We start from the raw sequence: 11402 nt of genomic DNA, 5'->3' as shown, positions 1-11402 counted from the left end.
CAACCAGGTGCTGGATCAGGAAACGGCCATGATCGTGGTCGAGGAACTGGGCCACGTGGCCATCGCCGCCAAGCTGGACGACCCGGAAGCCTTCCTGGACGAATCCGCCACCCAATCCGAAGCCGAGCAACTGCCGCGCGCGCCGGTCGTGACCGTCATGGGCCACGTCGACCACGGCAAGACCTCGCTGCTGGACTACATCCGCCGCGCCAAGGTTGCCGCGGGCGAAGCCGGTGGCATTACGCAGCACATCGGCGCCTACCACGTCCGCACCGAGCGCGGCATGGTGACGTTCCTTGACACCCCGGGCCACGAGGCGTTCACCGCCATGCGTGCCCGCGGCGCCAAGGCGACCGACATCGTGATTCTGGTGGTTGCCGCCGACGACGGCGTGATGCCGCAGACGCGCGAAGCCATCCACCATGCCAAGGCCGCAGGCGTGCCCATCGTGGTGGCCGTGACCAAGATCGACAAGCCCGCCGCCAACCCGGAACGCGTCAAGCAGGAACTGGTTGCCGAACAGGTCGTGCCGGAAGAATACGGCGGCGACGTGCCGTTTGTGGGCGTGTCCGCCAAGACCGGCCAGGGCATCGACGACCTGCTCGAAAACGTGCTGCTGCAAGCCGAAGTGCTGGAACTGAAGGCGCCCGAAGACGCACCCGCCAAGGGTCTGGTCATCGAAGCCCGTCTGGACAAGGGCCGCGGCCCGGTCGCGACGATCCTCGTGCAAAGCGGCACGCTCAAGCGCGGCGACGTCGTGCTGGCCGGCGCAAGCTTTGGCCGTGTGCGCGCCATGCTCGACGAAAACGGCAAGCCGATCCAGACGGCCGGTCCCTCGATCCCCGTTGAGATCCAGGGCCTGACCGAAGTGCCGGCCGCCGGCGACGAACTGATGGCACTGTCCGACGAGCGCAAGGCGCGCGAAATCGCGCTGTTCCGTCAAGGCAAGTTCCGCGACGTCAAGCTGGCCCGCCAACAGGCTGCCAAGCTGGAATCGATGTTCGACAACCTCGGCGAAGGCACCCAGACCCTCACCCTCATCGTCAAGACCGACGTGCAGGGTTCGCAGGAAGCCCTGGTGCAGTCGCTGGTCAAGCTGTCCACCGACGAAGTGCGTGTGCAGGTCGTGCACGCCGCGGTCGGCGGCATCTCGGAAACCGACATCAACCTGGCCATCGCCTCGCACGCCGTCGTTATCGGCTTCAACGTGCGCGCCGATGCCAGCGCCAAGAAGCTTGCCGAAAACAACGGCATCGACGTGCGCTACTACAACATCATCTACGATGCCGTGGATGAAGTTAAGGCCGCCATGTCGGGCATGCTGGCGCCCGAGAAGAAGGAAGAAATCATCGGCCTGGTCGAGATCCGCGAGGTGTACAGCATCTCCCGCCTCGGCAACATCGCCGGTTGTATGGTGCTCGACGGCATCGTGCGCCGCGATTCCCAGGTCCGCCTGCTGCGCAACAACGTGGTTCACTGGACGGGGCATCTCGAGTCGCTGCGCCGCTTCAAGGACGACGTCAAGGAAGTCAAGTCGGGCTTCGATTGCGGTCTGACGCTGCGCGGCAACAATGACATCCAGGTGGGCGACCAGCTGGAAGTCTTTGAAATCAAGGAAATTGCGCGCACGCTGTAAAGCAGGCGCCAGGCATTGTTAATGAGCCGTCACAAGTCCAAAGCCATTCCCGGCCGCAATCTGCGGCTGGCCGACCAGATCCAGAAGGATCTGGCCGGGATCATCCAGCGCGAAATCGACACGAAACGCGCTGGACTGATCACGATTTCGGGTGTGGAACTGTCGACCGACTACGCGCATGCCAAGGTGTGGTTCACGGTTTTGGGCGCCGAGCCCGAAGCCGCCACCACCTTGCTGAACGAGAAGGCCGGCTGGCTGCATTCGCAGCTCTACAAGCTTCTGCACATCCACACCGTCCCCACTTTGCGCTTCTTCCACGACGAGCAAGTCGCCCGTGGCATCGAAATGTCGATCCTCATCGACCGCGCAAACCGCCCCGGCCCGCACTCGGGCGTACCCGACGAGCCTGAAGACAAGTCCTGATCGGGCTGTCGTCACTGCTTCATTTTTTTCCGGATTTCGACGATGGCTAAACGACGCGGGCTTGCGCTCGACGGTGTGCTGTTGCTTGATAAACCTGTGGGTTTGTCGAGCAATCACGCCTTGCAGCGCGCCAAACGCGCCATGGACGCGGCCAAGGCCGGCCATACCGGCACGCTGGACCCTTTTGCCACCGGCCTGCTGGTGTGCTGCATGGGCCGCGCCACCAAAATTTCCGGCGCGATGCTTGACGCCGACAAGGCATATCGCGCTACGCTGCAATTTGGATCGGAAACCGATTCCGGCGACCTGACGGGCAACGTAACGGCGACTGCCGACCCCGGTTTTGTTGTCGAGGAACAGGCGCTGCGCGATGCACTGTCACGTTTCTCGGGCACCATCGAGCAGATTCCGCCGATGTACTCGGCGCTCAAGCGCGACGGCAAGCCGTTGTACGAGTACGCCCGCGCGGGCATCGAGCTGGAACGCCCGCCGCGCAAGATCACGATATACCGCATCGAGCTGTTGTCCCTGACCGGGACGCAGGCAGAGATCGATGTGGCTTGCAGTAAAGGCACATACATCCGAACACTGGCCCAGGACATCGGGCGCGTGCTGGGCTGTTTCGCCCACCTGACGGCGCTGCGGCGCACGCACGTCGGGCCCTTCTCTCTGGAACGCGCCGTTGAACTGGAAGCCTTGCAGGCCATGCCAGACCCCAAGCAGGCATTGCTTGCACTGAACGAATTGCCGGAGGGCTTGCTGCCCTCCACCCTGACCTTAAAGGACTCGCTATGACTCGCGCCTTGCGCAACGTCGCCATCATCGCCCACGTTGACCACGGAAAAACCACCCTGGTCGACCAGCTGCTGCGCCAATCCGGCACCTTCCGCGAAAACCAGGCGCTGACCGAACGGGTCATGGACTCGAACGACCTGGAAAAGGAACGTGGCATCACGATTCTGGCCAAGAACTGTGCCGTTGAGTACGAAGGCACCCACATCAACATCGTCGACACCCCGGGCCACGCCGACTTCGGTGGCGAGGTCGAGCGCGTGCTGTCCATGGTCGATGGCGTGTTGCTGCTGGTTGACGCGGTCGAAGGCCCGATGCCCCAGACCATTTTTGTGACCCGCAAGGCACTGGCCCTGGGCCTGAAGCCGATCGTCGTGGTCAACAAGGTTGACCGTCCGGGCGCCCGTACCGATTTCGTCATCAACGCCACGTTCGACCTGTTCGACAAGCTGGGCGCCACCGACGAGCAGCTGGACTTCCCGGTCGTGTACGCGTCGGGCCTGTCCGGTTACGCCGGCCTCACGCCGGATGTGCGCGAAGGCGACATGCGTCCGCTGTTCGAAGCCATCCTGCAACACGTGCCGCAGCGCGAGGACGATCCCAACGGCCCGCTGCAGATGCAGATCATTTCGCTGGACTACAACAGCTACGTCGGCAAGATCGGCGTGGGCCGCATCAACCGTGGCCGTATGCGCCCGGGCATGGAAGTGGCCTACAAGTTCGGTCCCGATGGTCAAGGCGGCCGCGGCCGCATCAACCAGGTGCTGAAGTTCCATGGCCTGGAGCGCATCGTGGTGGACGAAGCCGAAGCCGGCGACATCGTGCTGATCAACGGCATTGAAGACCTGGGCATTGGCTGCACCGTGACCGACCCGGTCAACCAGGAACCGCTGCCGATGCTTCGCATCGACGAACCGACGCTGACCATGAACTTCATGGTGAACACGTCGCCGCTGGCCGGCCGCGAGGGCAAGTTCGTGACCAGCCGCCAGGTGCGCGACCGTCTGGATCGCGAACTGAAGTCCAACGTGGCGCTGCGTGTGCGCGACACGGGCGACGACACGGTGTTCGAAGTGTCGGGCCGTGGCGAACTGCACCTGACCATTCTGCTGGAAACGATGCGTCGCGAAGGCTACGAGCTGGCCGTGTCGCGTCCGCGCGTGGTGTTCAAGGAAATCGACGGCGTGAAGTGCGAGCCGTTCGAGTCGCTGACCGTTGACGTCGAAGACGCGCATCAGGGCGGCGTGATGGAGGAGCTGGGCCGCCGCAAGGGCGACCTGCAGGACATGCAGCCGGACGGCCGTGGCCGTACGCGTCTGGAATACCTGATTCCGGCCCGCGGCCTGATCGGTTTCCAGAACGAATTCCTGACGCTGACGCGCGGCACGGGCCTGATGAGCCACATCTTCCACGAATACGCGCCGATCAAGGAAGGCTCCATCGGCGAGCGCCGCAACGGCGTGCTGATCAGCCAGGACAACGGGGACGCCGTGGCCTACGCGCTGTGGAAGCTGCAGGATCGCGGCCGCATGTTCGTCAACCCGGGCGATGCGCTGTACGAAGGCATGATCATCGGCATCCACAGCCGTGACAACGACCTGGTCGTGAACCCGATCAAGGGCAAGCAGCTGACCAACGTGCGCGCGTCGGGCACCGACGAAGCCGTGCGCCTGGTTCCGCCGATCCAGATGTCGCTGGAATACGCCGTGGAATTCATCGACGACGACGAACTGGTGGAAATCACCCCGAAGTCGATCCGCCTGCGCAAGCGCTACCTGCTCGAAAACGAGCGCAAGCGCGCCGCGCGCGAAGCCGCGGTCTGAGCTTGAAGGCGGCAGTCGCCGCCTTGTTGCCAGATCAATGAAAAGCCGCGCCCCTTCGGGTGCGCGGCTTTTTTTTGCAACCCGTGCGGCCGCCGGCTACCCCGCGCCGTGCTGGTGCCGGTACTCTTGCGTCCGCCCGCCATAGCCATAGGCCGCCGCGCGCGCGTCGATCACGTGGACGTACGAGCACTCGTGCAGTTCGCCCAGGATCTCCTGGAACGCGGCATACACGTCCTTGATGAAGCGCGCCTTCTCGGCCTTGGTGTTGGTCTCGTCCGTGACGCTGATGTCCAGGTGGAATGCGTTCTTGCCTTGTTCGGACAAGGGACGCCCGCCGATGAACCAGAGTTCGTGCGGAATGTGCTGCAGCGTGATGGCGATGACCGGCAGCTTTTTTCCGAGCACGGACTGGGTGAGCCCGGCGACGGATTCGACGATGCGTTGGTCAATGGCGGCATCGGGCGTGCCGGAACGATGGATGACGATGTGGGGCATGACGGCTCTCCGGGTGGGTAGGTACAGGGCCAGTGTAGAAAGCGCGTTGACATCGGAAAAGCGGGAAATTACGATTGCACCCATCGCTTTAGCCGTTGGATAAATCATGAGCGGATTCGATCTGGATCAGCTTCGCACGCTGGTTGCGGTGCTGGACGCGGGCAGCCTGACGGCGGCGGCGCCCAAAGTGTTCCTGTCGCAATCGTCCGTCAGTGAACAGATGCGCAAGCTGGAGGAGAGGGCGGGTCAGCCGTTGCTGGTGCGCGGCAAGGCGGGCGTGCGCGCCACGCCGGCCGGTCAGCGCCTCCTGGCGCATGCGCGCACGATCCTGGCCCTGAGCGACGAGGCCTATCGCGACCTGCGCGGCGTGGCGCTTCGGGGCGAACTGCGCCTGTGCATCACCGATTACTTCCGGCCGGGGGACGTCGCCCGCCTCCTGCGGCGTCTGAACGAGCAGTATCCGCAGGTGCGGCTGCACGTCACCATCATGAAAAGCGGCGCGATCGAAGCGGCTTACGAGCGCGGCGAGATCGACGTCGGCATATCCATGGTCATCCAGGAGCGGGGCGCGACGCGCGGTCGGGCGGACGGGGCGCTGCTGCGGCGTGAACCGCTGCTGTGGATGGCGGCCGAGGGAGTGACGCCGCCGCTGGCCGAACCCTTGCCGTTGCTGGCGCTGCCGGAAACCTGCGCGCTGCGCCAATACGTTGAGCGGATGTTGTCACGCCGCGGCGTGCCTTATACGGTATCGCACGTGGCGTCCGGCGTCGCGGGATTGCAGTTGGCCGTCGCCGCGGGATTGGGCGTTGCGTGCCTGAACGAATCGGCGCTGGGTGCGGGCATGGCGCGCTTGCACGCGCCCGGCCTGCCGGCATTGCCATCGGTGGAATTCAGGTTGCTCGCTGCCCGCCCCGGCGAAAGCGAGTTCGTGGGGCTGGCGCGCGAAGCGATCGTCAAGGCGATGACGTAGGCAGCGCCTTGACTGAGGGTTGCGGTGCGTGCGGACAAGCGCGGGCGACGCCCTGTCCGCAGCACGGCCGCCGCGTCAGGCGGGCAGGGAAGGGGCGTACTGTTCGGCGGACATCACCCGTTCATGGAATTCCACGACCTTTCGCACCACCTTGACGGGGTCGTCTTCGATGATGAAAAGATCCAGGTCGTGGGCGGCGATCATGCCGTTGCCGAGCACCTGGTCGCCCAGCCATTCGGTCAGTCCCGACCAGTATTCGCTGCCGACCAGCACGATCGGCGCCGGCGGCACCTTGCCCGTCTGGATGAGCGTCAACGCTTCGAAGAGCTCGTCCAGCGTGCCAAAGCCGCCGGGCATCGCCACGTAGGCGAAGCTGTGCATGAAAAACGCTGCCTTGCGAGGGAAGAAGTACTCGAAGGACAGGCTGATGGTCTGGAATTCGTTGTTGTGGGCTTCGTGCGGCAGGCTGATGTTCAACCCGATGCTCGTGCCTCCTGCTTCAAATGCACCTTTGTTGGCGGCTTCCATGATGCCGGGGCCGCCGCCCGCGATGACTGCGAAGCCAGCTTCTGCCAGCGCTGCGGAGATCGCGATGGTGGTTTCATAGTACGGGGAATTACGGCTGACTCGTGCGCTACCGAAAACGCTGACTGCGGGCCCGATGTGAGCGAGCTTGTCTGCCGCCGTCCTTATCTCTGACATAATCAGCGGAATTTGTTTGCCGGCGGGTGTATCCATATCTGCCTTTGTAACCATGAAAAAAACGCTATTACTGGTCGACGGTTCAAGTTACTTGTACCGCGCTTTCCACGCTATGCCCGATTTGCGCAACGCGCAAGGCGAACCGACAGGTGCGCTTTACGGCGTGGTCAATATGCTGCGCAAGCTTGTATCTGACCATAAGGCAGAGTATGCCGCATGTATCTTCGATGCTCGCGGCAAGACGTTTCGGGACGATCTGTATCCGGAATACAAGTCGCACCGTCCCCCTATGCCTGAGGACCTAGCAGCACAAATCGATCCCATCCACCGGGCGGTGCGCGCCTTGGGCTGGCCGGTGCTGGCAATCGAGGGCGTCGAGGCGGATGACGTCATTGGCACGTTGGCACATCGTGCCGCGCAGCATGACGTTCACACCATCGTCTCTACGGGCGACAAGGATTTGGCGCAACTGGTCAACAGGCACGTCACGCTCGTCAACACCATGAGCGGCGAGGTCCTGGACGAGGCCGGCGTCGTGAACAAGTTTGGCGTGCCTCCCGAGCGGATCGTCGACTATCTGATGCTGGTGGGCGACACGGTCGACAACGTCCCGGGGGTCACCAAGGTCGGGCCAAAGACGGCCGCCAAATGGATTACGGAATTTGGCTCGATTGACAAGCTGATCGAAGGCGCCGATGGCATCAAGGGCGTGGCCGGCAACAACCTGCGCGAAGCCATCCCCAATTTCCCGTTGACGCGCCAACTGCTCACGGTCAAGTGCGATTGCGATCTGACCGGTCACATCGATGGCGTGGACGACCTGACGCCGCGCCCGCGTGACGACGCCACGCTGACCGAGCTGTATGAACGCTACGGATTCCGCACGTGGCTGCGCGACCTGACCGGTGATGTCGAGCGCGTGCCCACGGGCGATGCGCGCATCGCGCACGAGGCGCCTGCCGCGCCCGCCACGCTGGATTACCGCATCATCTCTGACTGGGCGGCGTTTGACGCCTGGATGGAACTGATGCAGCAGGCATCGCTGGTGGCACTGGACACTGAGACGACGTCGCTGGACGAGATGCAGGCCCGCCTGGTGGGCTTGTCGATGTCGGTGGCGCCCGGCGTGGCCTGCTATATCCCGGTCGCGCACCGTGGTCCCGACGGTGCGGTCCAGTTGCCCAAGGATGAAGTGCTCGCCCGCTTGAAGCCCTGGCTGGAAGACCCGGCGCGCGCCAAGCTGCTGCACCATGCCAAGTACGACACGCACGTGTTCGCCAACGAAGGCATCCGCCTGGCCGGCGCCGCCGAAGACACCATGCTGCAGGCCTACGTGCTGGAATCGCATCGTGGCGTGGGCTTGAACGATCTGGCGCAGCGTTATCTGGGACGCAGCGGCGTGTCCTACGAGGACCTCTGCGGCAAGGGCGCCAAGCAGATCGGCTTTGACGAAGTCGCGGTAGACAAGGCCGGGCATTACGCGGCCGAAGACGCCGACTTCACGCTGCAACTGCATCAGGTGCTGCGTCCGATGGTCGCCGCCGACGAAGGGCTGGAGCGCATCTATCGCCTGGAAATGCAGGTGTCCGGCGTGCTGACCACCATCGAACGCAACGGCGTGAAGGTCGATGCCGCGGAACTGGCCCGCCAGAGCAACAAGCTGGGCCAGGAGATGCTGCAGCTCGAGCAAAAGGCCTATGAACTCGCCGGCCAGCCGTTCAACCTGAACTCTCCCAAGCAGCTTGGCGAGATCCTGTTTGGCCGCATGCAGTTGCCGGTGGTGCGCAAGACCGCAAGCGGCGCGCCGTCCACGGACGAGGAAGTGCTGAGCAAGCTGGCGCTGGACTATCCGTTGCCGCAGGTGCTGCTGGACTACCGCGGGCTGTCCAAGCTGAAGTCGACCTACACCGACAAGCTGCCGCGCATGATCAATCCGGCGACCGGGCGGGTGCACACGCACTATTCGCAGGCCGCCGTCATCACCGGACGCCTGGCGTCGTCGGATCCCAACCTGCAGAACATTCCGGTCCGCACCGAAGCAGGGCGCCGGGTGCGCGAGGCCTTCATTGCCGAGCGCGGCCTGCTGTTGTCCGCGGACTATTCGCAGATCGAGTTGCGCATCATGGCGCACGTCTCGGACGACGCGAATCTGCAAAGTGCCTTCGCGGCGGGCGAGGACATCCACCGCGCCACCGCATCCGAAGTGTTCGGCGTGCCGCTGGACGCCGTGACCACCGATCAGCGCCGTGCCGCCAAGGCCATCAACTTCGGCCTGATCTACGGCATGGGCGTGTTCGGCCTGGCGTCCAACCTGGGCATCACGCGCGACGCCGCGCAGGCTTACATCGACCGCTACTTTGCGCGCTATCCCGGCGTTGCCATGTACATGGACGACACGCGGCGCCTGGCACGCGAGCAGGGCTACGTGGAAACCGTCTTTGGACGGCGGCTGCAGTTGCCGGAAATCCGGGGCGCCTCCGGGCCGCGCAGACAAGGCGCCGAGCGGGCGGCCATCAATGCGCCCATGCAGGGCACGGCGGCAGACCTCATCAAGATGGCCATGGTGGCGGTGCAGGACTGGCTCGACACCGAGAAGCTGCAGACGCGCATGATCATGCAGGTGCACGACGAACTGGTGATGGAAGCGCCGGACGAGGAGCTGGAACTGGTCAAGGAGGCGCTGCCGCGTCTGATGTGCAACGTGGCGACGCTGCGTGTGCCGCTGGTGGCGGAAGTGGGCATGGGCAAGAACTGGGAGCAGGCGCACTAAGGGACAGAGTGCCCCCGGGCCGTCCTCGGACGGCCCATTTCCGGTTTTTGGATTGCAACAATATAATGTTGCGCTTCCCCCCGCCTGATCTTTTCCCCCCTCCATGTTGCTGCTCTGGGTTTTGCTCGCCACTATTACCGGCGGCCTTATTGCTGTCCTCATCGCGAGCTGGCTCGCGTACAAGGTCTTTGCCAAATACCTGCATCACATGGTGAGCCTGTCGGTGGGCGTGCTGCTGTCGGTCGCGCTTCTGCATCTCTTGCCTGAAGCGTTCGAGACCGGCGTCGGCAACGCGCATGTGCTCTTCGGGCTGATGCTCGCATCGCTGATCGGGTTCTTCGTGCTGGAGAAGATTGCGCTGCTGCGCCACAGCCATCACCACGAAGGCGACGGCCATCACCATCACAAGGGACACGACCGGCACGAGGCGGGGCGCGGCGGGATGCTCATCCTGATCGGCAGCTCGCTGCACAACCTGTGCGATGGCGTGCTGATCGCCGCGGCGTTTCTTACCGATCCGCTGTTGGGGGTGCTGACCGCGGCGTCGATCATCATCCACGAGATACCGCACAAGCTGGGCGACTTCGTCGTGCTGATCAACGCCGGCTTGCGCCGCCGCCGGGCGTTCGCGCTGATTCTCTTTACCAGCTTGTGTTCAGCGGTCGGCGGCATAATAGGCTACTTCGTGCTGCAGCAGGCGCAGGACTGGACGCCGTACATTCTGGTGGTTGCCGCCAGCAGCTTCCTGTATATCTCGGTGGCCGACCTGATGCCGCAGATGCACGAGCGGGTATCCCTGTCCGATGCCGTCCCGCAATTGCTGCTGGTCGGTGTGGGTGTGGCGCTGATCTACAGCGTGACGACCCTGATGCACCACGGGCACGACCATGGCGGCCATGACCATGGCGCGCCGCATGCGGAGCACGGCCACCAGCACTAGCGCTGGCACGGCGGTGGGGATGGCCGGCTTTCGTCGACCCCAACCAAGGAGTTCTCCATGAGTTTTTCCACCGCCGCAGGCAATGTCGCCCCCACCGTGATCCACACGGACACGCAGGGCCTCGTCCACGGGGATTTCCAGCTGCCCGTTACGGGTGGCCCCATCGACGCCTACTACGCGGCGCCCGAGGGCAAGCGCGATCTGCCGATCGTGCTGGTGATCCAGGAAATCTTTGGCGTGCATGAACACATCAAGGACATCTGCCGCCGGGTCGCCAAGGCCGGCTATCTGGCCGTCGCCTGCGATCTGTATCAGCGCCAGGGCGACGCGTCGTCCTACACCGACATCCCGAAGCTCATTTCCGAACTCGTCAGCAAGGTCCCGGACGAACAGGTGTTTGGCGACTTGGACGCCAGCGTGGCCTGGGCCGCCGCCAACGGCGGCNNGGGCTTCTGCTGGGGCGGGCGCCTGACGTGGATGTACGCCGCGCACAATCCCGACGTGAAGGCGGGCGTGGCCTGGTACGGCAAGCTCAGCGTGGGCCACGGGCCGCTCATCAAGCGCGTGGCGCTGGATGTGACGAACGAGCTGTATGGTCCCGTCCTGGGTCTGTACGGCGGGCGCGACGCCAGCATTCCGCTGTCGGACGTGGAAGCCATGAAGACGAAGCTGGCTGCGGGCAATGCCGCCGCGAAGCTGTCCGACATCGTGGTGTATCCCGCGGCCGATCATGCGTTTCTGGCGGATTACCGCGCCAGTTATCACCCGGAGGCCGCGAAGGATGGCTGGGCGCGGATGCTGGAATGGTTCAAGCGGTATTTGTGAGGCGGGACGGGCGAGCCACGAAAGTG

At 64.1% G+C, this 11402-nt stretch carries 10 protein-coding genes; 8 read left to right on the top strand and 2 right to left on the bottom strand.

From position 1 onward, the window contains the following. The 4 genes from infB to typA all read left to right on the top strand — a co-directional run. Positions 1-1636 (top strand): translation initiation factor IF-2 (gene infB / locus B3446_RS13680; protein ID WP_291381821.1); only part of this gene is annotated, 1636 nt, incomplete at its 5' end. Positions 1637-1657: 21 nt separating this feature from the next. Further along, complete coding sequence (gene rbfA / locus B3446_RS13675) at positions 1658-2059, top strand: 30S ribosome-binding factor RbfA (RefSeq protein ID WP_175124688.1); 402 nt, start codon at positions 1658-1660, stop codon at positions 2057-2059. 42 nt (positions 2060-2101) lie between these two features. Continuing rightward, positions 2102-2854, top strand: coding sequence for a tRNA pseudouridine(55) synthase TruB (truB, locus tag B3446_RS13670; RefSeq protein WP_191576609.1), 753 nt, complete (start codon positions 2102-2104; stop codon positions 2852-2854). Beyond that, a complete protein-coding gene (typA, locus tag B3446_RS13665) occupies positions 2851-4674 on the top strand; it encodes a translational GTPase TypA (protein WP_191576608.1) in 1824 nt (607 codons plus the stop codon). Before truB ends, typA begins: the two co-directional genes overlap by 4 nt. Before the next feature lie 96 nt (positions 4675-4770). On the opposite strand, the gene B3446_RS13660 is transcribed toward typA, so the two are convergent. Beyond that, on the bottom strand, positions 4771-5169 hold the full coding sequence (locus B3446_RS13660; RefSeq protein ID WP_291381818.1) for a tautomerase family protein: 399 nt from the start codon (positions 5167-5169) through the stop codon (positions 4771-4773). A 106-nt stretch (positions 5170-5275) separates the two neighbouring features. Between B3446_RS13660 and B3446_RS13655 the strand changes: the two genes are divergently transcribed. Continuing rightward, a complete protein-coding gene (locus B3446_RS13655; protein WP_291381816.1) occupies positions 5276-6139 on the top strand; it encodes a LysR family transcriptional regulator in 864 nt (287 codons plus the stop codon). Between the two features lie 75 nt (positions 6140-6214). On the opposite strand, the gene B3446_RS13650 is transcribed toward B3446_RS13655, so the two are convergent. After that, positions 6215-6841 carry a TIGR00730 family Rossman fold protein gene (locus B3446_RS13650; protein ID WP_291381814.1) on the bottom strand — a complete coding sequence of 209 codons (627 nt, stop codon included), beginning with the start codon at positions 6839-6841 and terminating at the stop codon, positions 6215-6217. A 52-nt stretch (positions 6842-6893) separates the two neighbouring features. Between B3446_RS13650 and polA the strand changes: the two genes are divergently transcribed. The 3 genes from polA to B3446_RS13635 all read left to right on the top strand — a co-directional run bounded on the left by polA (position 6894) and on the right by B3446_RS13635 (position 11376). Next, entirely contained in the window at positions 6894-9611 is a 2718-nt protein-coding gene (gene polA, locus B3446_RS13645) for a DNA polymerase I (protein WP_291381812.1), read from the top strand. Between the two features lie 103 nt (positions 9612-9714). After that, positions 9715-10551: a ZIP family metal transporter gene (locus tag B3446_RS13640; protein ID WP_175124682.1), complete on the top strand. Its 837-nt coding sequence runs from the start codon at positions 9715-9717 to the stop codon at positions 10549-10551. Between the two features lie 57 nt (positions 10552-10608). After that, the gene (locus B3446_RS13635) at positions 10609-11376 is read left to right on the top strand and encodes a dienelactone hydrolase family protein (protein ID WP_291381810.1); all 768 of its coding nucleotides are present in this window, start codon (positions 10609-10611) and stop codon (positions 11374-11376) included. The last annotated feature ends 26 nt before the right edge of the window (positions 11377-11402 follow it).

The sequence above is a fragment of the Achromobacter sp. UBA5777 genome, assembly GCF_002418565.1.
GTDB lineage: Bacteria > Pseudomonadota > Gammaproteobacteria > Burkholderiales > Burkholderiaceae_B > Achromobacter > Achromobacter animicus.
This window is presented reverse-complemented; position numbering and strand designations above follow the sequence as displayed.

Excerpts from the sequence above, each read along its gene's own strand:
- B3446_RS13650 (WP_291381814.1), bottom strand. The coding sequence starts at position 6,841 with ATGTCAGAGATAAGGACGGCGGCAGACAAGCTCGCTCACATCGGGCCC.
- B3446_RS13660 (WP_291381818.1), bottom strand. The coding sequence starts at position 5,169 with ATGCCCCACATCGTCATCCATCGTTCCGGCACGCCCGATGCCGCCATT.
- polA (WP_291381812.1), top strand. The coding sequence starts at position 6,894 with ATGAAAAAAACGCTATTACTGGTCGACGGTTCAAGTTACTTGTACCGC.
- B3446_RS13655 (WP_291381816.1), top strand. The coding sequence starts at position 5,276 with ATGAGCGGATTCGATCTGGATCAGCTTCGCACGCTGGTTGCGGTGCTG.
- typA (WP_191576608.1), top strand. The coding sequence starts at position 2,851 with ATGACTCGCGCCTTGCGCAACGTCGCCATCATCGCCCACGTTGACCAC.
- B3446_RS13640 (WP_175124682.1), top strand. The coding sequence starts at position 9,715 with ATGTTGCTGCTCTGGGTTTTGCTCGCCACTATTACCGGCGGCCTTATT.
- truB (WP_191576609.1), top strand. The coding sequence starts at position 2,102 with ATGGCTAAACGACGCGGGCTTGCGCTCGACGGTGTGCTGTTGCTTGAT.
- rbfA (WP_175124688.1), top strand. The coding sequence starts at position 1,658 with ATGAGCCGTCACAAGTCCAAAGCCATTCCCGGCCGCAATCTGCGGCTG.